Here is a 22,526-nt window from a genome sequence, read left to right on the forward strand (position 1 = left end):
ACTGGAAGATCTGAATGTCTTCCAGCACACATCGCCTGAAAGACTAGTCAGGATGATGGTGATGATGGTGGTGTTTAAATTGAACGCGTGTCATAAAAGTCTCTGTGAATGTTTATTCAACTGATGTCTTTTAACCTAAACCACTTTCACGTTAGAAAGCAAGGGCTTTTTTATATATTTTATGGCGATGGATTTGTTTAATGAATGAGCGGGGAAAGGAGGGGGCTAAGAGGACTGTCCTCTTAGCTGACGGCACCAAAAATAGCGAAGCCTGGATTTTCGTCTCACTGACAATACCTTGATCTACAAACTAATTAATAAATAGTTAATTAACGCCCATCATTGTACAATGAACTGTACAAAAGAGGAGATTGACATGCGTACAATTAGCTACAGCGAAGCGCGTCAGAATTTGTCGGCAACAATGATGAAAGCCGTTGAAGATCATGCCCCGATCCTTATTACTCGTCAGAATGGAGAGGCTTGTGTTCTGATGTCACTCGAAGAATACAACTCGCTGGAAGAGACGGCTTATCTACTGCGTTCCCCCGCTAACGCCCGGAGATTGATGGACTCAATCGATAGCCTGAAATCAGGCAAAGGAACAGAAAAGGACATTATTGAGTGAAACTAATCTGGTCTGAGGAATCATGGGATGATTATCTGTACTGGCAGGAAACAGATAAGCGAATTGTTAAAAAGATCAATGAACTTATCAAAGATACCCGCAGAACGCCATTTGAAGGTAAGGGGAAGCCAGAACCCCTGAAACATAATTTGTCAGGTTTCTGGTCCCGACGCATTACAGAGGAGCACCGTCTGGTATACGCGGTTACCGACGATTCACTGCTCATTGCAGCATGTCGTTATCATTATTGAACAGATTCATTCATAGAATGAATTGTCAGTTTTGATACGCTAGCGTAGCCTTATAGATCTAAGGTGTATCAGGAGATAACGGATGAAAAAGGTCGCAATTGTCGGGTTAGGGTGGTTAGGCATGCCGCTGGCGATGTCACTTTCAGCGCGAGGCTGGCAAGTCACCGGGAGTAAAACCACACAAGATGGTGTCGAAGCGGCCCGAATGAGTGGCATTGATAGCTATCTGCTTCGCATGGAGCCTGAGTTAGTTTGCGATTCTGACGATCTGGATGCCCTGATGGATGCCGATGCACTGGTCATTACGCTTCCGGCACGTCGTAGCGGCTCCGGCGATGAGTTCTATTTACAAGCGGTACAAGAGTTAGTGGATAGCGCGCTGGCCCATCGTATTCCCCGAATTATTTTTACCAGCTCAACATCTGTCTATGGCGATGCGCAAGGCATGGTGAAAGAAACTACCCCGCGTAATCCGGTAACCAACAGTGGACGAGTATTAGAAGAACTCGAAGACTGGCTGCACAATTTACCCGGTACTTCGGTCGATATTCTGCGTCTTGCGGGCCTGGTCGGACCGGGGCGTCATCCCGGACGCTTCTTTGCCGGAAAAACCGCGCCTGATGGTGAACATGGTGTTAATTTAGTCCATTTAGAAGATGTTATTGGCGCTATCACTCTGTTGTTACAGGCACCTAAAGGCGGACACATCTATAATATATGTGCGCCAGCTCACCCTGCGCGTAATGTTTTCTATCCGCAGATGGCCCGTTTACTGGGGCTGGAACCTCCGCAGTTCAGAAATAGTCTGGACAGCGGCAAAGGTAAGATTATTGATGGCAGTCGGATTTGTAATGAACTGGGATTTGAATACCAGTATCCCGATCCGCTGGTAATGCCGCTGGAGTAAACGATCACGCCAGCAGGACGCCGCATACACTGCAAGGGGGCGTGTATGAAACCACTGCTGGATGTGTTGATGATCCTCGATGCCTTAGAAAAAGAAGGCAGTTTTGCGGCGGCGTCGGCCAAACTCTACAAGACGCCGTCCGCTCTGAGTTACACCGTTCACAAGCTGGAAAGCGACCTTAATATTCAATTGCTTGATCGTAGCGGTCACCGCGCTAAATTCACCCGCACCGGAAAAATGTTATTAGAGAAAGGGCGGGAAGTTCTGCATACCGTGCGGGAACTGGAAAAGCAGGCGATCAAACTGCATGAAGGCTGGGAAAACGAGCTGGTGATTGGCGTGGACGACACGTTTCCTTTTTCTCTGCTTGCGCCACTGATTGAAGCTTTTTATCAACATCATAGCGTGACGCGCCTGAAGTTTATCAATGGCGTACTCGGTGGTTCCTGGGATGCCCTGACTCAGGGGCGAGCGGATATTATTGTTGGCGCGATGCATGAGCCACCAACTTCCAGTGAGTTTGGTTTCTCGCGGTTGGGCGATTTGGAGCAAGTCTTTGCGGTCACGCCTCATCATCCGCTAGCCCAGGAAGAAGAACCGTTAAACCGTCGTATCATTAAACGATATCGGGCGATTGTGGTGGGGGACACTGCGCAGGCCGGCGCTTCTACGGCCTCACAACTTCTCGACGAACAAGAAGCCATTACCGTTTTCGATTTTAAAACCAAGCTGGAGCTGCAAATTAGCGGCCTCGGCTGCGGCTATTTACCCCGTTATCTGGCGCAACGTTTTCTCGATAGTGGCGCGTTAATCGAGAAGAAAGTGGTCGCCCAAACTCTCTTTGAACCCGTCTGGATTGGCTGGAATGAACAGACCGCAGGGCTTGCCAGCGGCTGGTGGCGAGATGAAATTTTAGCAAATAGTGCGATCGCCGGTGTTTATGCAAAATCTGATGACGGAAAATCAGCCATTTAAAGAAAAATTATTATGACAAGCCTCTCATTCTCTTGTCATTTCCCCCCCATTTAGGCACAATGCGCCGCTGTCAAAAAATGACTAAAAACCGACGTTTCATCAGCGTCGGTTATTTTTTGCTTCAAACCAATCATTCATACCAAGAGGCCGGGCTTCGTACCGGATAGATATTTACTAAAAATCGACAGTTGTTGTCGCTGAGGAATCCAAAAAAATGGGGCAATTTTTTGCTTACGCGACGGTTATCACCGTAAAGGAGAATGACCATGTCGCATAACGTTACTCCAAACACCTCTCGCGTGGAATTGCGTAAAACGCTTACGTTAGTTCCGGTTGTAATGATGGGTCTTGCCTATATGCAGCCGATGACGCTGTTTGATACTTTTGGTATCGTTTCAGGCCTCACGGATGGTCATGTGCCGACAGCCTATGCGTTCGCATTGATTGCGATCCTGTTTACGGCTCTGAGCTACGGGAAGCTGGTTCGCCGCTATCCTTCTGCTGGCTCTGCATACACTTACGCCCAGAAATCCATTAGCCCGACTGTCGGCTTTATGGTGGGTTGGTCTTCTCTGCTCGACTATCTGTTCGCGCCGATGATCAACATTCTGCTGGCGAAAATCTATTTTGAAGCTCTGGTGCCTTCCATCCCATCGTGGATGTTTGTGGTGGCGCTGGTGGCCTTTATGACCGCCTTTAACCTGCGTAGTCTGAAATCCGTAGCGAACTTCAACACTGTAATCGTCGTGTTGCAGGTAGTGCTGATCGCGGTGATTCTGGGCATGGTTGTTTATGGCGTATTTGAAGGTGAAGGCGCTGGTACGCTGGCGAGCACTCGTCCGTTCTGGTCTGGCGATGCACATGTTATCCCGATGATTACCGGGGCGACAATCCTGTGCTTCTCCTTTACCGGCTTTGACGGCATCAGCAACCTGTCGGAAGAAACCAAAGATGCAGAGCGCGTGATCCCGCGTGCGATTTTCCTGACCGCGCTGATCGGCGGCATGATCTTCATCTTTGCAACTTACTTCCTGCAGCTGTACTTCCCGGATATCTCTCGCTTTAAAGATCCGGATGCGTCACAGCCTGAAATCATGCTGTACGTTGCGGGTAAAGCGTTCCAGGTTGGCGCGCTGATCTTCTCCACCATTACCGTACTGGCGTCCGGTATGGCGGCGCACGCAGGTGTTGCGCGTCTGATGTACGTAATGGGTCGTGACGGCGTATTCCCGAAAAGCTTCTTCGGTTATGTACACCCGAAATGGCGTACTCCGGCGATGAACATCATCCTGGTTGGCGCGATTGCCTTGCTGGCAATCAACTTCGACCTGGTAATGGCTACAGCGCTGATCAACTTTGGTGCGTTGGTGGCGTTCACCTTCGTTAACCTGTCGGTCATCTCGCAGTTCTGGATCCGTGAGAAGCGTAACAAGACGCTGAAAGATCACTTCCAGTATCTGTTCCTGCCGATGTGTGGTGCGCTGACCGTTGGTGCGCTGTGGGTTAACCTGGAAGAAAGCTCAATGGTTCTGGGTCTGATCTGGGCGGCTATCGGTCTGATTTACCTGGCTTGCGTCACCAAGAGTTTCCGTAACCCGGTTCCGCAGTACGAAGACGTAGCGTAATCATCTTTTGTAATAATAAACCGGAGTCGAATGAATATTTGGCTCCGGTTTTTTTATTCTTTTTTATCGACATCCTCATTAATAACCATTTGTTCTAATTTAGAGAATTTGGTTATTGGTCTGCATTCCACCAGTCATGAATAATTTCCCTATTAACATTCATCTGGTTAATTAATTTATGTTTTCAATGATATTAAGCGGGCTAATTTGTGGTGCTCTGCTGGGATTTGTCATGCAGCGTGGGCGTTTTTGCCTGACAGGTGGTTTTCGCGATATGTATCTCGCGAAAAATAATCGCATGTTTTACGCCTTGCTGATTGCAATTTCGGTACAAAGCGTGGGGGTTTTTGCGTTAATTCAGGCGGGCCTACTGACTTACGAAGCCGGGGCGTTCCCGTGGCTTGGTACTGTTATAGGTGGGTATCTCTTCGGGCTGGGAATTGTTCTGGCGGGTGGATGTGCCACCGGGACCTGGTATCGCGCGGGTGAGGGATTGATCGGCAGTTGGATCGCGCTTTTCACTTATATGGTGATGAGTGCGGTGATGCGTTCTCCACACGCCAGTGGTTTAAATCAAACCTTGCAGCACTACACTACTGAACATAACTCTATTGCTGAGACTTTTAATTTGTCTGTGTGGCCGTTGGTTGCCGTTTTGCTGGTGATAACGCTCTGGGTGGTGATGAAAGAGTTGAAGAAGCCAAAACTCAAAGTCGCGACCTTACCGCCGCGCCGAACCGGGATCGCTCATATTCTGTTTGAAAAACGCTGGCATCCCTTTGTCACTGCTGTACTCATCGGTTTGATTGCGCTTTTAGCCTGGCCCCTGAGTGAAGCAACCGGACGCATGTTTGGGTTAGGAATCACTTCCCCAACGGCCAATATTCTGCAATTTCTGGTCGCGGGTGACGTGAAATACATTAACTGGGGCGTTTTCCTGGTGTTAGGAATCTTCGTGGGGTCATTTATTGCAGCCAAAGCGAGCCGTGAGTTCCGCGTTCGCGCAGCTGATGCACAAACAACATTACGTAGCGGGTTAGGTGGTGTACTGATGGGCTTCGGTGCCAGTATTGCAGGTGGTTGCTCTATCGGTAATGGACTGGTTATGACTGCAATGATGACCTGGCAGGGCTGGATTGGCCTTGTATTTATGATTCTCGGAGTCTGGACTGCGTCCTGGCTTGTGTATGTTCGACCGCAGCGTAAGGCGCGACTGGCAACTGCTGCGGCAAATTAAGTAAGGTGTAAAGATGGCGATTAAAAAGCTGGATGTGGTGACGCAGGTCTGTCCGTTTCCACTCATAGAAGCAAAAGCAGCACTGGCAGAAATGGCCAGCGGCGACGAGTTGGTAATTGAGTTTGATTGCACCCAGGCAACTGAAGCAATCCCACAGTGGGCGGCAGAAGAAGGACATGCCATCACCGATTATCAGCAGATTGGCGATGCAGCGTGGAGTATCACCGTTCAAAAAGCCTGACTCAACATTGACCTCCGCCGTACCAGCGGCGGAGGCTTCAAATTAGACGATCTCTTCCGCGTACTGCCAAAGCGCTTTTAACAGCGCCACTTTCTCTTTGTCATCGGCATATTGTTGTGCCAGCATCTGCAATTCATCTGCATAACCCTGTAAAAACTCTGGCGTGAAGACCTGGCGGCGGTGCTCCAGCCAGCGTTGCTGCTCGGCATAATCCAGCGTCCCCGGGAAGTTGCGTGCCCGATAATTGAACAACAGTTTTTCAATTCGTTTATCAACAAAAGTGATATCCAGTGCCGGTAAATTACGCGGCTCGGTTTCCAGCACAATTTTCATTGCTGCACGATCGGCGTCACTGAAAAAGCCGTTATAAAGCTGTGCATCCACGTTATCTGAAGGCGTAAACGGTTCGGCTTCCGCGAATATCGCCACCACTTTTTCGCGCACTTGCGGATTTTCACGCAGAATTTTCAGGTTATCGAGGCAATGCTGACGATTAATTCCCAGTCGGTCGGCATCTTCCGGGCGTAGCGTATTCGCCTGGGCCAGCACCGGACATTTATTGATATGCACCAGCTTAACCGGAACGGCGGCGTTATCGCCAAGATCGGCTTTTGCAGTATATAAACGCTCGCGCAATGTGTCGCTATCCAGTTCCAGTAATGGCGAAATGTCTCCTGCCAAATCCACCATAATTACAGCATTGCGATTTTCAGGATGCCACGCCAGCGGTGCCACCCAGCTGGTATTGCCGCGCCATGCCCCAAACATTCCGGAAACGTGAACCAGGGGTTTCATCTGCGGAACATCAATCAACGCCATCAGTTTGTGTTTATTACGATGGGTAAAGAGATAATCAAACAGGCGTGGCTGACGCGTTTTTACCAGTTTCGCCATCGCAATAGTGGCGTACACATCAGCCATCGCATCGTGGGCGTTGCTATGTTCAATTCCATTCGCTTTGGTTAAATGCTCAAGGCGAAAGCTCGGTAGACCGTCATCATTTTCAGGCCAGTTTATTCCTTCCGGGCGCAGGGCATAACAGGCACGCATAACATCCAGCAAATCCCAGCGCGAGTTATCATGCTGCCAGCTCCAGGCGTAAGGATCGTAGAAATTACGATAAAAAACGTTGCGTGTGACTTCGTCGTCGAAACGCACATTGTTGTAGCCCAGAATACAGGTCTTCGGTACGGTAAAAAGCGAGTGAATACGGGCGGCAAACGCGGCTTCGTTTTCTCCTTTCGCCCGTGCTTCCTGCGGGGTAATACCGGTAATTAATACGGCTCCAGGCTGGGGTAAATAGTCATCCGCGGGCTTGCAGTAAAAGACTTCGGGTTCGCCGATGACATTGAATTCGCTATCGGTGCGAATGGCTGCGAACTGTGCAGGGCGATCTAACGCGGGGTGCGTGCCAAAGGTTTCGTAATCGTGAAACAAAAAGGTAGATTGTTGCTTACCGTCATTCATCATTAGGTTAAATCCGTTATTTCTGCTGTCTGCCAGAGTATCAAATATCACCGTGCTAATCAGCTTTAGCGCAACAATTTGACAGCGAGTGGCAACAGATCATGTCAGATAAAAATGAGAGAGTAGTCACATTTTCTTGCACTTTATTCCAGCCAGTTCATAAGTATTTCCGTAAAAAGAACAGCTATTTGAAACTCCTGAGGGTTTGCTGTTGAAACGCCGTCTTATTATTGCTGCTTCTTTGTTCGTTTTTAACTTATCGTCTGGTTTTGCGGCGGAAAACATTCCTTTTTCACCTCAGCCTCCACAGATTCATGCCGGGTCCTGGGTACTGATGGATTACACCACCGGTCAGATCCTCACCGCGGGTAATGAGCATCAACAGCGCAATCCCGCCAGCCTGACAAAGCTGATGACGGGTTATGTCGTGGATCGCGCTATCGATAGTCATCGCATTACGCCAGACGATATTGTCACCGTGGGGCGCGATGCGTGGGCGAAAGATAATCCGGTGTTTGTCGGTTCTTCACTGATGTTTTTGAAAGAGGGCGATCGCGTATCGGTACGTGATTTAAGCCGTGGTTTAATTGTGGATTCCGGAAATGACGCTTGTGTTGCTCTGGCTGACTATATTGCCGGTGGGCAACGGCAGTTTGTTGAAATGATGAACAACTATGCCGAGAAGCTGCATCTCAAGGATACGCATTTTGAAACAGTGCATGGTCTGGATGCACCTGGCCAGCATAGCTCGGCTTATGATTTAGCTGTGCTTTCTCGCGCTATCATCCACGGCGAGCCCGAGTTTTATCATATGTACAGTGAGAAAAGCCTCACCTGGAACGGTATCACCCAGCAAAACCGTAACGGGTTATTGTGGGATAAAACCATGAATGTTGACGGCCTGAAAACGGGTCATACTTCTGGTGCCGGGTTTAATCTCATTGCTTCGGCTGTAGATGGGCAGCGTCGTCTCATTGCAGTGGTAATGGGTGCTGACAGCGCAAAAGGTCGTGAGGAAGAGGCAAGAAAATTACTGCGTTGGGGGCAACAAAACTTTACTACGGTGCAAATTTTGCACCGTGGGAAAAAGGTCGGTACGGAACGCATCTGGTATGGCGATAAAGAAAATATCGCCCTGGGAACGGAACAAGAGTTCTGGATGGTGCTACCGAAAGCCGAAATTCCACATATCAAAGCCAAATATACCCTTGATGGTAAAGAACTCACCGCGCCAATTAGCGCCCATCAGCGGGTAGGGGAAATTGAACTTTACGACCGTGATAAACAGGTGGCGCACTGGCCGCTGGTTACCCTGGAATCTGTCGGGGAAGGCAGCATGTTTTCTCGCCTGAGTGATTATTTCCACCATAAGGCCTGACCTTTCTTTTGCAGCAGACTGGCAGGAGTGCGAGTCTGCTCGCATAATCAACACTCATTCCTTGTGGTTTTAATATTGCAACTATACTGTATATAAAAACAGTATTAATGGAGGCGTCATGAACTACGAGATTAAGCAGGAAGATAAACGTACCGTTGCAGGTTTCCATCTCGTTGGCCCGTGGGAACAGACGGTAAAGAAAGGTTTTGAGCAGTTGATGATGTGGGTAGATAGCCAAAATATTGTGCCGAAGGAGTGGGTTGCTGTCTATTACGACAATCCAGATGAAACACCCGCCGAAAAATTACGCTGCGACACCGTCGTGACGGTACCGAATAACTTTACGCTCCCCGAAAACAGTGAGGGCGTCATTCTGACAGAAATTTCAGGTGGTCAGTATGCGGTTGCGGTGGCTCGTGTAGTCGGTGATGATTTTGCTAAACCCTGGTATCAGTTCTTTAATAGCCTCTTGCAGGACAGTGCTTATGAAATGTTACCAAAGCCCTGCTTCGAGGTTTATTTGAACAATGGCGCGGAAGATGGGTACTGGGATATCGAAATGTATGTTGCGGTGCAGCCAAAACATCACTAATTCATCTCAGGGCGGTGTGTTAACGCGATGACCACTCTTTTTTTTGAAAGCGAAAAGAGTAAGATGCGCCTTTCAAATTTTTCGCTCCTGCCGGGAAATTACACTGTTCCCGGTTTGTCCGTCGGATAATTCAGAGGCGCGCCTTCTGGCCGACAGATGAGTTATGAGCGCTTTTAATCTTCATTACGGAGTTTCTGCGTGCGTGCCGATAAGTCATTAAGCCCGTTTGAAATCCGGGTATACCGCCATTACCGCATTGTGCATGGTACTCGGGTCGCGCTGGCATTCCTGCTCACTTTTCTCATTATCCGCCTGTTTACTATCCCGGAAAGTACCTGGCCGCTGGTCACCATGGTGGTGATTATGGGGCCAATCTCGTTCTGGGGTAACGTTGTCCCTCGCGCCTTCGAACGTATTGGCGGTACGGTGTTGGGTTCGATATTAGGTCTTATCGCTCTGCAACTGGAGTTAATCTCGTTACCGCTGATGTTAGTCTGGTGCGCGGCGGCTATGTTTCTTTGCGGTTGGCTGGCGCTGGGCAAGAAACCGTATCAAGGATTATTGATTGGGGTGACGCTGGCAATTGTTGTTGGTTCCCCGACAGGTGAAATTGATACGGCGTTATGGCGAAGCGGCGATGTGATCCTCGGCTCTTTACTGGCAATGTTGTTTACCGGTATCTGGCCACAACGGGCGTTCATCCACTGGCGCATTCAACTGGCGAAAAGTCTGACCGAGTATAATCGGGTCTATCAATCTGCATTCTCACCGAACTTACTCGAACGCCCACGTCTGGAAAGCCATCTACAAAAACTCCTGACCGATGCCGTGAAAATGCGTGGGCTGATTGCGCCCGCCAGCAAAGAAACCCGTATTCCAAAATCGATATATGAAGGTATCCAGACCATTAACCGCAATCTGGTTTGTATGCTGGAGTTGCAAATCAATGCGTACTGGGCCACGCGCCCCAGCCATTTCGTGTTATTGAACGCGCAAAAACTTCGTGATACCCAGCACATGATGCAGCAAATACTGCTGAGCCTTGTTCATGCGTTGTACGAAGGTAATCCGCAGCCGGTTTTTGCCAATACGGAAAAATTGAACGATGCTGTGGAAGAGCTGCGTCAGTTGCTCAATAACCACCATGACCTGAAGGTTGTGGAAACACCAATCTATGGTTATGTGTGGCTGAACATGGAAACGGCACATCAGCTTGAGTTGCTATCGAATCTGATTTGCCGGGCCTTGCGCAAATAATTCCTGAACTTCAGAATCATCTTGCTGCTGCTTCGATTCAGCAAGGATAAAGGGTATGATAGTGAAAAGGGATAAAAGCATTGTCATCTGCGGCAGCTATGAGTAATGTTGGCCCTAACGAATAGCGGTTGCTTAAACGAATCCGACTCTCACATTATCAGGGGTATAAAAATGGAAACTACCAAGCCTTCATTCCAGGACGTACTGGAATTTGTTCGTCTGTTCCGTCGTAAGAACAAACTGCAACGTGAAATTCAGGACGTTGAGAAAAAGATCCGTGACAACCAGAAGCGCGTCCTGCTGCTGGACAACCTGAGCGATTACATCAAGCCTGGGATGAGCGTTGAAGCAATCCAGGGCATCATCGCCAGCATGAAAGGTGACTATGAAGATCGCGTTGACGATTACATCATCAAAAATGCCGAGCTCTCCAAAGAACGCCGCGATATCTCCAAAAAGCTGAAAGCTATGGGCGAAATGAAAAACGGCGAAGCGAAGTAATTCCCGTTTTATTCAATGAGGGTTGCCCGGCAACCCTCATTGCTCATTGATTCTTATCTGTGTATCACCGTCATCATTCTCATCTGAGAACCAATCGAAATTAACAACAGCCTTCTTCTGTATGCAGCAAGGCAAAAAGTTCTGTAACTCCATTGTTATTAACTGCACTGGTTACTAACACGTTGTGCGCTCCAGCTTCCCGTAACCAACTTTTCACCAAAGATATTTGTTCCATGCTGGCTAAATCTGCTTTGGTTACTACTCCAATGACCGGGTGATTCATGGCCCGGTAGGGCGTTTTTACCTCTAATTCCTGCTTCAGCACTGAGATTCCTGCTTGTTGCCGGAAAAGCAGGCACCTGCCGTCTGAACGGTATCGATCCGGAAGCGTATCTGCGCCATATTCTGAGCATACTGCCGGAATGGCCCTCCAACCGTGTTGACGAACTCCTGCCATGGAACGTAGTTCTCACCAATAAATAAGCGTCAATACGGTGCTCCGTTGACGCTTACTTTAATCCGTTTTCTGAGCTTAGATTTTTCTGTTCCTACCCAGACCGTGGATTTGGAATTCATTTTTTGTCAGGTCAATGCTAATCGTTAAAACGGCCATAACGCACCTCCACTGGAAGGTTTATCAGTAATATCCTACCGTTGCTTCATGGTCGGGGCGTCCATTCCATTATTATCGGTTTTCCTTTCTGTTTATAAATGAAAACGCCAGCTGTATTCAGGCTGGCGTCAGGGGAAATGAAGCCTGTTGAGTGAGATTCACCGGTTCTGGTGCAGAAGCTGCAGATGGCGCAGGGTAAGGACATCTTCTCTTGCCTGCTTAATACAGGACAACAGTGCTGTTTCTGTGGTTAATGGCACTATACCCTGCATCACTGCATTGTCTTACAGCAACTGGTGAGGGCTGGCATAAGTTGCCGGTGTTTCGGTAGAGTCACGGTCATCCACCACGCGGAGTGAATAACCGTTTTCAGCGGCCTTATTAATCAGTTCAGTGATATTAACACCATCAATGTCAACGACAATGTGCCCCATATCCAGCGCCTGTACGTTAACGCTGTCGGCTTCCAGTGTCATCATTTCGCCTCCGGATACTTACCCAGGGTAATGTTATTTACCGTTCTGTAATTGTCGCGGGTCATCAGGCCGGTCGCCCTGCGAGCCCGGAGGATATCGATGCTGTTTATTAACTGAGAGCGGGTACAGGCGCTGAATCCCGGCTGGTCGGTAGCACCAGCGCGTATTTTTCCACGAGAAAGTTCACCGCATCACACAGTGAAATGCCTGCCTCAATATGCTGCTCAATCACACGTTCATCGGCAAAAGGTGTGTCATTCAGTGTGAGGCCATAGTGCTGGTCCAGCAGTCGGGACAGCAGTATCTGCCAGATTTCAACAGGAGACGGGCGAGAACTGGCCGCCTGCCCGGGTAATACAGGTAATGTTTTCATACTGAAGATTTTCCTGATATGCAGATATAAAAATGGAAAAGTGGCGTGGTGAAAACACCAGGCCGTAGCAGAAGGCTATTCTGGAGAGTTAATTTTTCATTTCGGGCGTCGGATAAACAGCCAGATAAACGTAACCACAACTGCTGAGGGTATCGGCTTTGCAGGTCAGCCCTTTTGCATACAGCGTGACGGTATGCTGATGGCGGGGATTCAGTTCACCGCTGGTGAGCATGAGTTCCAGTTGTTTCATCAGCAGCGGAAAGGCCTGGTCCAGGTGGTACGCATCTGCATCGCTGAACAGGCCTCTGATACCGGCGCGGTCGGCAAGGTAATGCAACCGGTTACCCTCCTGCACCAGACGTGCCCCGAAACAGGGCGTCACGGTGCAGGGCAGCCCCCACCAGGGGCGGTCGTGATTGTCGTCGGGAAGTGTTGTCCCGGGGAGTGTGTCTGACACGATAAAATCCTTACAGAAAATCGGCTAAGAATGGTCCGGTAGTGGCGATAATTCTGCTCATCAGAATTCCCACTCAGTTCAGGGTGACGCTCATCAGCCGGACATACGGACCAAAACTGTCCTTACGGCGTTCAGCAAACACGGCCAGCACACCGGGAATATCCTGCACTTCACGACCGGTATACGCTTCAGCACTGCCGTGCCAGCGGTATTTACCGGTACAGAACGGAAAAAGACGGGATGTCGGATGTTGTTGGTGAATACGCATGGCTTCACCACGGGTGATAATTTTCATAATGGGATACCTCTGAAGACAGAAGATAAAAGTGAAAACAGGTGTGATGTGGTTGTGAAGGGTTAAAGCAGACCATGTTCGGCAAAGGAGAAAACCTGGTTGCCACCGACTATCAGATGGTCCGGCACCCGGATATCCACCAGGCCCAGTGCCTGTACCAGACGTTCGGTGATAAGCCGGTCTGCCTTACTGGGTGTGACTTCACCGGACGGGTGATTGTGTGCCAGTACCACGGCAGCGGCATTGTGGTACAGGGCGCGTTTAATCACTTCCCGGGGATGGACTTCCGTGCGGTTGATGGTGCCGGTGAAGAGGGTTTCACCGGCAATCAGCTGATTCTGGTTGTTCAGATACAGCACCCGGAATTCTTCACGCTCCAGTCCCGCCATGTTCAGAATCAGCCATTCCCGTGCTGCACGGGTGGAGGTGAAGGCCACGCCGGGTTCATGAAGATGGCGGTCCAGGGTTTTCAGGGCCCGCTGAATGAGGCTGCGCTCGCCGGGCGTCATCTCTCCGGGCAGAAAGGAAAGTTGTTGCATTGTGCTTCTCTCCATTCAGTCGATGATGCGCATAATGGCGCTGCATTCCGGATGCTGCAGGGCGTAATCCCGCAACCGGTAATAATGGACCGTCATGGCATAATTCTCCGTACGACAGGCATGATGACTGTACGTCATCAGACAGGCGGCAATACCGGCGGCTTCCGGGCTCATTTCTGCGCGGTTACCGTTCATGGCATTGAACAGTACCCATGTTTCGTCATCATCGTCATCCGGTTCGGGTGCCATAAATGCCCCGCCGTTGTTCAGGGTGTACAGATTCCAGATACCACCGCAGTAGTCTTCGCACAGACGGTCCATCCAGCCGAAGACACGGGGCTCCAGGGTCACCCACTGTGGAATGAGGCCAAAATGCTGCGGCCAGAAGCTGATGCGCTGTTCATCAGGGACGAGGCTGGCAACCAACTGAGGCGGATTATTCTCTGGTGTTGTAGCTGAATAAATTGTGGGGGTATTCTGAGAAACGGTTTTCATGAGATAACTCCTTAAATAACAAATAAATGTGTGTTTTTCAGGAACGAAAGCTGAATGATTCCCTCACTCAGGGAAACGGCATCAGCGCAGGCTCTCCAGCATCGTTTCTGCCATCACCCACAATGCGCGATTGAGCTTAATGTCGGTATCAATGCTGTGAATGGCCCGGGTATGGATACGTTTTCCTTTTGCACTGCGACCGGAAATCCCGCCTTTCAGCATATTCTCCTGGATGGTCTGATATGCGCTCCACAGGTCCTTACCGTAATCCTCCCGGCGTCGCGGCGTCAGAATGTCGGCGGTGGTGACGGGCTGATGTTCGTCACCATAACGGTAAGTCAGTGCCGCCTGTGCCAGCGCCTGGCGTGCCGGTGGCGGCAGGACCAGCGACTGCATGGCATCACGCTTCTCCTCTATCCGGTCAAACACGCCCACCACCTCGTAAGCCCCTTCGATAACTTTCTCCACTACATTTCCCCGGTGTGGAACACGCACTTCCCCCAGAGACTGGCCACAGACGCACCCGTTCTGGCAGACGAACCTGAAGTAACCCGGCAGCATCTGGTAGCTGGAGGTACCGTCATGAGAGTTGAGCAGAATAATTTCAGGGACATGTTCTCCGTTTATCTCTCCGGCCCGCCGCAGACGCAGCATGTGTTTTGTGTATCCCCGGCGGCCCGGGTCGCGCACACGGGTCTGGCAGGCGAAGAACGGCTGAAAGCCTTCCCGCTGCAGATTTTCCAGGACGGTAATGGTGGGAATGTACGCATACCGTTCACTGCGGGAGGTGTGCCGGTCTTCCCCAAAAATACTGGGTACATGGCGTATCAGTTCTTCATGTGTCAGCGGACGGTCACGGCGTATCTGGTTTGCAGCATAACCAAAACGACTGGCTAATCGCATACTTTGCTCCTTATCGGTGGTTAAGATTTACTGGTGCAATAAATGAAAAAAGCCGCGTCTCCCGGAGAAGACGCGGCCTGACGGGTGAAATGAATAAGGTTTATTGTCTGAGAGGCCTTTCACTGGCGAGCCACGCATTAAGCGGCTTTCCGGTAACAATGGCTGGGGCTGTATTTACCTTTGATATTAATAATGTGCAGAGAAACGCATGGTTTACTCCTTAGATTTTAAGTTTGTCCTGGGCTACAACGACAGGTTTTCCGGATGTGTCGATGACTCCTACCGTCGGTACGCCATTTTTGATTTCGAAGAACGGTTTGTTGCTACCTGAGCACAGTTGATTGTCCCCGTATTCAATCATTTGTGCTTTCCCGGTTTTCAGGTTAACTACCGAGACAGTGTAGTCGTAGCACCAGGCACCACCACGTTCAAGCACGAAAACATAGCTGTTATCTTTATAGTTGAACTGATTCTTTGTCTGGCAATTCATACCGTCAATTTCGGTACAGGAAAACGCTTCTGTAGTATTAACGTATTTGATGTTATTTGGCAGTTTTACTTGTTTCGCAGTAGCGAAGACAGAGAACAGAATAGTTACAGCAACGAGTAAAGTTTTGATAAAAGTTTTCATGATAGACTCCTTAAATTAGGGAAGGTGCGAACAAGTTCCTGATATGAGATCATCATATTCATCCGGAGCGCATCCCAGAGGGACATCATGAGCCATCAACTCACCTTCGCCGATAGTGAATTCAGCACTAAGCGCCGTCAGACCCGAAAAGAGATTTTCCTCTCCCGCATGGAGCAGATTCTGCCATGGCAGAATATGACCGCTGTCATCGAGCCGTTTTATCCCAAGGCGGGCAATGGCCGACGGCCCTATCCGCTGGAGACCATGCTGCGTATTCACTGCATGCAGCATTGGTACAACCTGAGCGACGGTGCCATGGAAGATGCCCTGTACGAAATCGCCTCCATGCGCCTGTTTGCCCGATTATCCCTGGATAGCGCCCTGCCGGATCGCACCACCATCATGAATTTCCGCCACCTGCTCGAGCAGCATCAACTGGCCCGTCAATTGTTCAAGACCATCAATCGCTGGCTGGCCGAAGCAGGCGTCATGATGACCCAAGGCACTTTGGTGGATGCCACCATCATTGAGGCACCCAGCTCTACCAAGAACAAAGAGCAGCAACGCGATCCGGAGATGCATCAGACCAAGAAAGGCAATCAGTGGCACTTTGGCATGAAGGCCCACATTGGTGTCGATGCCAAGAGTGGCCTGACCCACAGCCTAGTCACCACCGCGGCCAACGAGCATGACCTCAATCAGCTGGGTAATCTGCTTCATGGAGAGGAGCAATTTGTCTCAGCCGATGCCGGCTACCAAGGAGCGCCACAGCGCGAGGAGCTGGCCGAGGTGGATGTGGACTGGCTGATCGCCGAGCGTCCCGGCAAGGTAAAAACCTTGAAGCAGCATCCGCGCAAGAACAAAACGGCCATCAACATCGAATACATGAAAGCCAGCATCCGTGCCAAGGTAGAGCACCCGTTTCGCATCATCAAGCGGCAGTTCGGCTTCGTGAAAGCCAGATACAAGGGGCTGCTGAAAAACGATAACCAACTGGCGATGTTATTCACCCTGGCCAACCTGTTTCGGGTGGACCAAATGATACGTCAGTGGGAGAGATCTCACTAAAAACTGGGGATAACGCCTTAAATGGCGAAGAAACGGTCTAAATAGGCTGATTCAAGGCATTTACGGGAGAAAAAATCGGCTCAAACATGAAGAAATGAAATGACTGAGTCAGCCGAGAAGAATTTCCCCGCTTATTCGCACCTTCCTTAAAGTTAAAGCCCGTGAACAGAACCGCCAGAAATAACATCAGGGTATGTAAACGTTTCATTGTAAATATTCTTCCGTTGTAAATGGCGCTGGAAAATTTCTCATCAGTGAAACCTTCCGGAAGTTTCCCCCACTTGTATGATGTATATCGCCAGTATTTTATTTCATCCCGGCTGTAATTTTTATATTCCCCGGCACGTGCAATAACGCTGACCAGAGATATAAGGCTCATTAATAACTTTACAGGTAATTTCATAATTAAATTTCCAGTGAGTGAATTGACAGGTGAGGGGTAAAACTTTCTCTCAGGTAATATATATCTGAAAATATTTTCAATAACACCAGACAGGAAAAACACCACCACAGGCGGTGGCGTTTCTTTGGGGCGTCTTTATTTAATCCGGGCCATCGCGTTTCTCAGTGCCAAATCTGCCTCTTCCGTTATATCCAGGCTTTTCTGCAATACCGCCTCTGACCGGGTCAGTGCCTGACGTGCTGCCAGCGGTTTCCGGATATGCTCCATCGTCAGCATCGTGTCTTCATAGCCCTGCTGACGCCAGGTGTCGGTATGTGCCGATGTAAAACTGAGCAGACCGCCACTTTTGCCTTCTTCCCCTGTTTGTTTCAGCTTTTTCCGGGGACGGATTTCAAGGATTGTGGTGTCCGGAAAAGCCCGGCGATCCCATAAAGAACCGTCACTCAGATGCGACACAATCACCATATTGCATCCGGCATCCACCAGTGGCGTCACAGGGGTATTCCCCTGCATATTTTGCCATCCGCCCATACCACCATCACCGTACATTTTTCCCTGTACCTCACGGGGACGGAACAGCAGGGGCAGTGCTGCTGACGCCAGTAAGGCTTCTTTCTGCTGCCCGCGGGGCAGGCTCTGGATATGCTGAAAAACGGAGTTTTTTGTAGTTCCGGCACCCAGTTCAGCACGAATGCAGTCGATAATATCCTGCACTCCCCCTTCCGTGGGGTACAGCGACACATACAACGGTAGCCCGTCTGACAGAGCATCAGTATCAAGATAATGATCCATCAGCCCTGTCAGGGGTCCATCTGACAACAACGGCTGAGCCATCGGATTTTCGAACCCGTTGATTGTCGATATATGGCGAAGAAGCGTCGTAAGCAGTACTCCTGCACGTCCGGGGATCTGGCAGAGGTTCATTGCCTGGAACAATTTTTTCAGCAATGAAAAGTAAACCGATCGGTTTACCGACAGAACCTGATTCTCTCCCAGATACTTCCAGAGCGCCTCCAGGCGTGCGGCGGCTTCTGACAGATCGGGAGAGGCCGCGATAATGGCACCATTGAGAGCCCCGATACTGACTCCTGAGACCATACTGATCTGTGCGCCGCACTCTGCCAGAGCCTTAACCACACCTGCCTGATAAGCGCCCACCGCCCCGCCACCGGACAGCACCAGCCCCGTTTTCATTTCTGTACTCATGCCGCCCCCTTCTGAAATATTTCATCAACCATACTTTCAGAGAGGCGCTCTGCAGAGCAGAGACGGGGCATACGAACCGGTAAGTGTTCTGCAGCCTGCGTGGTTGACCAGATCACCGGATGCCGCTCTTCACTGCACCAGTCCCCCAGCCAGTTAATCGCGTCATGCCACTCGTTATCTGCCTGCTCCCGGACCTGACCACCAAGCCAGTCCAGAGTGTTCAGACGCACGGTTGCACTACCGCCACTCTCCTGTGCCATCTGCGTTAATGCTTTATGTCTGAGAATATCCAGTAGCTGGTTAACCTGCCCTGTTTCGCCCTGACGTATCACATCACCAAACGCGCCCCATCGAAGCTCTTCAAGCGCCACATAGCAGCGTCCGGCAGGGGAAAAGGACGCATATCGCCCGGCACTCCACCATGAGAATATCTGCTCAAGATGTAACTGTGCCCGCTGAACCTGGTCAACACGGTGGAGTTTTTCTTCAAGATGATTCAGTTTCTGGTGAACCTGATCGGCCAGGGTGAGTAACTGCTCCCGCGTATCTGCGGAATAATGCGCCAGCCTGGCAGTATCACTGACCAGTGAACTGACCCTGTCGTTTACCCGGGTAATCGCGTAGTTTGTGGTGGCAAGTGACGTTGTCAGCTCCGTCAGCCAGCGCAGGGATGCCTCAACGCCCTGTGCAAGCGAAGCATTGATGGCATTCTGCCGTGCAGCACCTTCGCCGCTCAGCCCCTCTTTTAACCGCCGGAAGAACGTGCGCTCTCCGGCCGTGCGGATATGCTCCTGTGCAACATCGATACCGTTTGCGAAATCAACCACAAATTTTTCAGGAAGACAGGTGAGTACCTGACATACCCGGTTATCAGCAATTTGTTGAATAAATGGTGAAGTCACAGCATTGTCTCCAGTTCTTCCCTTAACGCCTTACTGTCAGTAATGAGCTCAGGAACTCTTTCATTTAACGCCTGAAGACGCCCGGTCAGCCGTTCCTGCGCCTGCTGATCGCGTTTATGATCTTCAGAGCTCTGAATCAGCGTGTTACGCAGCTGTTCAACTTTCTCCCTGAATGTACAGAAAAAGGCATCGATTTCCTGGCGGACGGGCTGGTTAATATCCTGCTCAATGGATGCCTGCAGCTCCCCGAAATATGCCCGGGTCAGTGACATCACCTCCTTCCTGACCTTGTTGATATTGATAACACTGCGGCTCACATCCACGTTATAGTTTTCCCATCCCCATTCTTTGGTGCCAATCCATCCACAAATCTTTCCAATGAAGCTATCCTTCCGACGGCGACGGGTGACTGTCTCCGTTCTTTCCTCCATAAGCGCACTCAGATTTGTTTTTACCGCGAGCCGGGTCTGTAACTGACTGACTGCCGGAAAACTGATTTTTACAGTGAAGCCCTCATCCGCCAGGCGGGCATTGATACGTCCGGCGATGTTTTCTGTCGCATACAGGGCCGTACCACGAAAACCTGTTTCAATCCCGCTGACGATTTTCTCCAGCTCAGGCCGGAACTGTGCCTCAGCCTCACTGTGCAGGCTGGTCACGGTCGATTCGATTTGCGTCATCAGTTCAAGGGCTTCCCTGCGATTATTTAATGTTATCTCGGGGTTTTCCGGATCAAAGACTCGTATCCTGTCATCCTCCCAGCCCGGGTTATTGATACCGGACCATCGATAAATCTTTCCCCATAATCCGGACCGGGACCTTCGTTGTTCTGTGTCTTCTTCCTCCAGCATTTGCTGTTCTTTGCGTTTACCGGTTCTGAAATAGTCATTCAGTTCCTCTTCCAGTGAGGTGCAGACCCCCGTGAGTAATTCCCGGGTTCTGGCATCGATCTCCTCCATGGCCATTCTGACATCAGCGGTCACCTGCTCCTGACAGTCCGCGATTTCCCGGATATCCGCAAGCAGGCTGGTGATATGCGCCTGCAGTGACTGAATGCTTTGCTGTAGCCCCTGATGGCGTAATGACAGATATTCGCTGACATTTTCCGCATTCTGCATCAGTTTTGCGGCGGCAGAATCAACCGCCAGTGCCGCCGCTCTGGAATGGGAACTCTGTATGACTTCCGTTATCAGTTGATCGATAAGTGAGCCTTCCCACAGGTCTGTTGCCCCTTCAGTTGCCAGTTCGCTGTCTTTACAGACGTAATCTTTTTTCATGCGACCGAAAGCTTCCCTGACAAAATCATCGACCCAGGCTTCATCAACAGGAAGGGTTCCGTTTTTCCGTAACTCATGAAGCGCACGGTTAGCCAGGTATGCCTGGCGTGAGGATCCGGGATAAACGCGGGAGGCGGGCAGCACATCGCTGTTCAGCATTGCCGGAACTTTCTGGCGTACGGCATCTGCCCCATCGCCATTGCGGTCTTTCTCATCAAATTTATTGACCAGCACAAACAGGCGGCCAACTGATACGTCCGCAATGGCATTAAGCTCTTTACGGACGTCTTCATCCGCTTTTGAGTTCATCTGGGTGTAATCCATCACTGCCAGAACCGCAGAAGCTTTCTGCAGTTGATCCCGCATCATCACTTCCATCTGCGGCTGGCCGGCTTCATTAGGGCCGGGGGTATCCAGCAGTGTGAGTGTTCCCTGGCATGCATCCATCCCCACCAGATGGCTGAATTCCACGTCGATCACCGGCAGTTTCTGCACTTCTGCGTATTCATCAAAAGGAAACTCACTCCCCATTGCCGCAGCAAGACGAACCAGATCGTTTAACGATGCCAGTCCGGTAAAGATTTCCTCCTCCCCGTGGTATTCATTTTTGAGCCAGCCATCATCCGTCAGAATATCCAGCAGTTCACGGGTATCCCCGGTTTGCAGCAGGGTCTGTGCGACTTGCTGTCCTGCCGGGGTGGCGAGTTTTTCCTGCAGTGTGATTAATAAATTGCGGACAGGCTGAATATGTTCCAGATGGAGGACCGGCTCAGTTTTTCCGGGAACGTGGCGGATGAGTGTCGGTACAGAGGTCATGGGGCGGTTACGGTTAGGCAGAATTTCCTGCCCCACAATGGCGTTGATGGTGGTTGATTTGCCTGCTTTCATCGTGCCGACAACAGCCAGCACCATCTCCCTGCGGGCGGTTTTGATTTGTTCGCCCTCCAGCTCCTCAATTCTTTTCAGCGCTTTCCGTTTATCAAAAAGCAGCCCGTTTTCGTTCTTACTGTCAGATAACACATCCGGCTCATCAACCATTTGCCGGAGCAGATTGATATTCAGTTGCAAAAGCCGGTCGGCTTCATCACAAAGCAGGGCGATGTTCTTTTCGTGCATTATTTAACCTTCCTAAGACGCATTTTCATGACAACCACGGAGGAGGTCATTTACTACAAATGATCGTTTATAACGATCGATATGATAGTAACGATCGATGTATTCTATTAACTTGAGAAACACAACGCAAGGGGACAACCCGGGTATGGCTGCGTTTGCATAGTGTTTTCATGGAGTTAAAAATCTGTAACAACAGCCTGGTACATCACCACCGGGTTCAGAAGAAAATCCAGTTCCATACCGCGCGGGCAACAGAGACCACCGAGTCACGGACGGCGCGCAGAACCGTGCGTGCAACAGAGGCAATGCAGACGCTCTCCGCCGTGTCAAATATCCGGTCCACCGCACCGGTAAACTGTTCACGGGCCTGAGACCGGACAGACTCCGTGCGCAGCTCGTCCTGCAGGCGGGTCATCAGGGGACTGGCGGCATGGTCGGGAAGTGCTGTCATGAGCGCACTGACCAGCGTATCCAGTTCCCAGCCGGTGCGGGCCGATACGGCAACAACCCGATGTACGGGCCGGAACAGACGGAATACCGCCTCCGTTTTTTCGCGAATGTTCTGTGCCTGTGCGGGAGAAGGCTGAATACCGGCCATATCCTGAACCGCCCCGGGTTTCCTGGAGAGTGTTTTATCTGTGAACTCAGGCTGCCAGATCATCGTTTCCGATGGAAGCATAATAAGCTTTTTCTGCTTCTGCCGGAGGAGTATG

At 50.4% G+C, this 22,526-nt stretch carries 26 protein-coding genes, 5 pseudogenes and 1 other annotated feature (1 of these 32 running past the window's edge); of the genes and pseudogenes, 14 read left to right on the plus strand and 17 right to left on the minus strand.

What is annotated here, in order from left to right; translation table 11 throughout:
• Positions 1 to 68, minus strand: a sequence feature (His leader region); it reaches 56 nt to the left of the window's first position.
• Positions 44 to 94 (minus strand): his operon leader peptide, encoded by a 51-nt coding sequence (gene hisL, locus ACJHWT_RS19960; RefSeq protein WP_001364200.1) that lies wholly within the window; start codon positions 92 to 94, stop codon positions 44 to 46. (Overlaps the previous feature by 25 nt.)
• 282 nt (positions 95 to 376) lie before the next feature.
• Here hisL and yefM point away from each other — a divergent pair, with 282 nt between their 5' ends.
• From yefM to tsuB, 8 genes are all read left to right on the plus strand, one after another.
• Complete coding sequence (yefM, locus tag ACJHWT_RS19965; RefSeq protein ID WP_001259255.1) at positions 377 to 628, plus strand: YoeB-YefM toxin-antitoxin system antitoxin YefM; 252 nt, start codon at positions 377 to 379, stop codon at positions 626 to 628.
• A complete protein-coding gene (yoeB, locus tag ACJHWT_RS19970) occupies positions 625 to 879 on the plus strand; it encodes a type II toxin-antitoxin system mRNA interferase toxin YoeB (protein WP_000767829.1) in 255 nt (84 codons plus the stop codon). Before yefM ends, yoeB begins: the two co-directional genes overlap by 4 nt.
• A gap of 82 nt (positions 880 to 961) precedes the next feature.
• Positions 962 to 1,786 carry an SDR family oxidoreductase gene (locus ACJHWT_RS19975; protein ID WP_000754749.1) on the plus strand — a complete coding sequence of 275 codons (825 nt, stop codon included), beginning with the start codon at positions 962 to 964 and terminating at the stop codon, positions 1,784 to 1,786.
• Positions 1,787 to 1,831: 45 nt separating this feature from the next.
• A complete protein-coding gene (locus ACJHWT_RS19980) occupies positions 1,832 to 2,761 on the plus strand; it encodes a LysR family transcriptional regulator (RefSeq protein WP_165473688.1) in 930 nt (309 codons plus the stop codon).
• Between the two features lie 214 nt (positions 2,762 to 2,975).
• Positions 2,976 to 3,038, plus strand: a complete 63-nt coding sequence (gene yoeI / locus ACJHWT_RS19985; RefSeq protein ID WP_010723108.1) for a membrane protein YoeI — start codon at positions 2,976 to 2,978, stop codon at positions 3,036 to 3,038.
• Positions 3,028 to 4,386 (plus strand): putrescine/proton symporter PlaP, encoded by a 1,359-nt coding sequence (plaP, locus tag ACJHWT_RS19990; RefSeq protein ID WP_000019197.1) that lies wholly within the window; start codon positions 3,028 to 3,030, stop codon positions 4,384 to 4,386. The genes yoeI and plaP overlap by 11 nt, the downstream gene beginning before the upstream one ends.
• Positions 4,387 to 4,564: 178 nt before the next feature.
• Positions 4,565 to 5,623, plus strand: a complete 1,059-nt coding sequence (tsuA, locus tag ACJHWT_RS19995; protein WP_165473689.1) for a thiosulfate utilization transporter TsuA/YeeE — start codon at positions 4,565 to 4,567, stop codon at positions 5,621 to 5,623.
• A 13-nt stretch (positions 5,624 to 5,636) separates the two neighbouring features.
• Positions 5,637 to 5,864: a thiosulfate utilization sulfurtransferase TsuB/YeeD gene (gene tsuB / locus ACJHWT_RS20000; protein ID WP_000985273.1), complete on the plus strand. Its 228-nt coding sequence runs from the start codon at positions 5,637 to 5,639 to the stop codon at positions 5,862 to 5,864.
• A 42-nt stretch (positions 5,865 to 5,906) separates the two neighbouring features.
• Here the strand turns inward: tsuB and sbcB are convergent, their stop codons facing one another.
• Positions 5,907 to 7,334, minus strand: coding sequence for an exodeoxyribonuclease I (sbcB, locus tag ACJHWT_RS20005; RefSeq protein ID WP_000980601.1), 1,428 nt, complete (start codon positions 7,332 to 7,334; stop codon positions 5,907 to 5,909).
• Between the two features lie 208 nt (positions 7,335 to 7,542).
• Between sbcB and dacD the strand changes: the two genes are divergently transcribed.
• The 4 genes from dacD to ACJHWT_RS20025 all read left to right on the plus strand — a co-directional run bounded on the left by dacD (position 7,543) and on the right by ACJHWT_RS20025 (position 11,059).
• Positions 7,543 to 8,709: a serine-type D-Ala-D-Ala carboxypeptidase DacD gene (dacD, locus tag ACJHWT_RS20010; protein ID WP_001379902.1), complete on the plus strand. Its 1,167-nt coding sequence runs from the start codon at positions 7,543 to 7,545 to the stop codon at positions 8,707 to 8,709.
• Positions 8,710 to 8,827: 118 nt separating this feature from the next.
• A complete protein-coding gene (sbmC, locus tag ACJHWT_RS20015; protein WP_001105398.1) occupies positions 8,828 to 9,301 on the plus strand; it encodes a DNA gyrase inhibitor SbmC in 474 nt (157 codons plus the stop codon).
• 198 nt (positions 9,302 to 9,499) lie between these two features.
• Positions 9,500 to 10,558, plus strand: a complete 1,059-nt coding sequence (locus ACJHWT_RS20020; protein ID WP_001200891.1) for an FUSC family protein — start codon at positions 9,500 to 9,502, stop codon at positions 10,556 to 10,558.
• Between the two features lie 171 nt (positions 10,559 to 10,729).
• Complete coding sequence (locus ACJHWT_RS20025; protein ID WP_000450409.1) at positions 10,730 to 11,059, plus strand: DUF496 family protein; 330 nt, start codon at positions 10,730 to 10,732, stop codon at positions 11,057 to 11,059.
• Between the two features lie 100 nt (positions 11,060 to 11,159).
• Here the strand turns inward: ACJHWT_RS20025 and ACJHWT_RS20030 are convergent, their stop codons facing one another.
• Positions 11,160 to 11,342: a EutP/PduV family microcompartment system protein gene (locus ACJHWT_RS20030; RefSeq protein WP_001016348.1), complete on the minus strand. Its 183-nt coding sequence runs from the start codon at positions 11,340 to 11,342 to the stop codon at positions 11,160 to 11,162.
• A 62-nt stretch (positions 11,343 to 11,404) separates the two neighbouring features.
• On the opposite strand from ACJHWT_RS20030, the pseudogene ACJHWT_RS20035 reads away from it, so the two are divergent.
• A pseudogene (locus tag ACJHWT_RS20035) lies at positions 11,405 to 11,542 on the plus strand (transposase domain-containing protein); the annotation flags it as partial.
• A 288-nt stretch (positions 11,543 to 11,830) separates the two neighbouring features.
• Here ACJHWT_RS20035 and ACJHWT_RS20040 read toward each other — a convergent pair.
• The 9 genes and pseudogenes from ACJHWT_RS20040 to ACJHWT_RS20080 form a co-directional block, all read right to left on the minus strand.
• A pseudogene (locus tag ACJHWT_RS20040) lies at positions 11,831 to 11,923 on the minus strand (DUF957 domain-containing protein); the annotation flags it as partial.
• Positions 11,924 to 11,956: 33 nt separating this feature from the next.
• Entirely contained in the window at positions 11,957 to 12,151 is a 195-nt protein-coding gene (locus ACJHWT_RS20045) for a DUF5983 family protein (protein ID WP_000988600.1), read from the minus strand.
• Positions 12,148 to 12,521 (minus strand): annotated as a pseudogene (cbtA, locus tag ACJHWT_RS20050) (type IV toxin-antitoxin system cytoskeleton-binding toxin CbtA). Before cbtA ends, ACJHWT_RS20045 begins: the two are co-directional and overlap by 4 nt.
• Before the next feature lie 88 nt (positions 12,522 to 12,609).
• A complete protein-coding gene (gene cbeA / locus ACJHWT_RS20055) occupies positions 12,610 to 12,978 on the minus strand; it encodes a type IV toxin-antitoxin system cytoskeleton bundling-enhancing antitoxin CbeA (protein WP_001285585.1) in 369 nt (122 codons plus the stop codon).
• 73 nt (positions 12,979 to 13,051) lie between these two features.
• Entirely contained in the window at positions 13,052 to 13,273 is a 222-nt protein-coding gene (locus tag ACJHWT_RS20060; protein WP_000692323.1) for a DUF987 domain-containing protein, read from the minus strand.
• A 62-nt stretch (positions 13,274 to 13,335) separates the two neighbouring features.
• The gene (locus ACJHWT_RS20065) at positions 13,336 to 13,812 is read right to left on the minus strand and encodes a RadC family protein (RefSeq protein ID WP_001186773.1); all 477 of its coding nucleotides are present in this window, start codon (positions 13,810 to 13,812) and stop codon (positions 13,336 to 13,338) included.
• A gap of 15 nt (positions 13,813 to 13,827) precedes the next feature.
• The gene (locus ACJHWT_RS20070; RefSeq protein WP_000860076.1) at positions 13,828 to 14,307 is read right to left on the minus strand and encodes an antirestriction protein; all 480 of its coding nucleotides are present in this window, start codon (positions 14,305 to 14,307) and stop codon (positions 13,828 to 13,830) included.
• An 81-nt stretch (positions 14,308 to 14,388) separates the two neighbouring features.
• Positions 14,389 to 15,210, minus strand: coding sequence for a DUF932 domain-containing protein (locus ACJHWT_RS20075; protein WP_001234530.1), 822 nt, complete (start codon positions 15,208 to 15,210; stop codon positions 14,389 to 14,391).
• A 220-nt stretch (positions 15,211 to 15,430) separates the two neighbouring features.
• On the minus strand, positions 15,431 to 15,841 hold the full coding sequence (locus ACJHWT_RS20080; RefSeq protein WP_000846713.1) for a hypothetical protein: 411 nt from the start codon (positions 15,839 to 15,841) through the stop codon (positions 15,431 to 15,433).
• A gap of 87 nt (positions 15,842 to 15,928) precedes the next feature.
• On the opposite strand from ACJHWT_RS20080, the gene ACJHWT_RS20085 reads away from it, so the two are divergent.
• Complete coding sequence (locus tag ACJHWT_RS20085; protein WP_000019440.1) at positions 15,929 to 16,909, plus strand: IS5-like element ISKpn26 family transposase; 981 nt, start codon at positions 15,929 to 15,931, stop codon at positions 16,907 to 16,909.
• Between the two features lie 136 nt (positions 16,910 to 17,045).
• On the opposite strand, the pseudogene ACJHWT_RS20090 reads toward ACJHWT_RS20085, so the two are convergent.
• The 5 genes and pseudogenes from ACJHWT_RS20090 to ACJHWT_RS20110 all read right to left on the minus strand — a co-directional run.
• Positions 17,046 to 17,312: pseudogene (locus tag ACJHWT_RS20090) on the minus strand (hypothetical protein); the annotation flags it as partial.
• A 135-nt stretch (positions 17,313 to 17,447) separates the two neighbouring features.
• Positions 17,448 to 18,518 (minus strand): patatin-like phospholipase family protein, encoded by a 1,071-nt coding sequence (locus ACJHWT_RS20095; protein ID WP_000102624.1) that lies wholly within the window; start codon positions 18,516 to 18,518, stop codon positions 17,448 to 17,450.
• A complete protein-coding gene (locus ACJHWT_RS20100; RefSeq protein ID WP_000203520.1) occupies positions 18,515 to 19,420 on the minus strand; it encodes a diguanylate cyclase regulator RdcB family protein in 906 nt (301 codons plus the stop codon). Before ACJHWT_RS20100 ends, ACJHWT_RS20095 begins: the two co-directional genes overlap by 4 nt.
• On the minus strand, positions 19,417 to 21,813 hold the full coding sequence (locus ACJHWT_RS20105) for a dynamin family protein (RefSeq protein ID WP_000544691.1): 2,397 nt from the start codon (positions 21,811 to 21,813) through the stop codon (positions 19,417 to 19,419). Before ACJHWT_RS20105 ends, ACJHWT_RS20100 begins: the two co-directional genes overlap by 4 nt.
• A gap of 217 nt (positions 21,814 to 22,030) precedes the next feature.
• Positions 22,031 to 22,420, minus strand: a pseudogene (locus ACJHWT_RS20110) (GTPase family protein); the annotation flags it as partial.
• Positions 22,421 to 22,526: the final 106 nt, after the last annotated feature.

This window comes from Escherichia sp. WS338 (genome assembly GCF_046486405.1).
Classification (GTDB): domain Bacteria; phylum Pseudomonadota; class Gammaproteobacteria; order Enterobacterales; family Enterobacteriaceae; genus Escherichia; species Escherichia coli.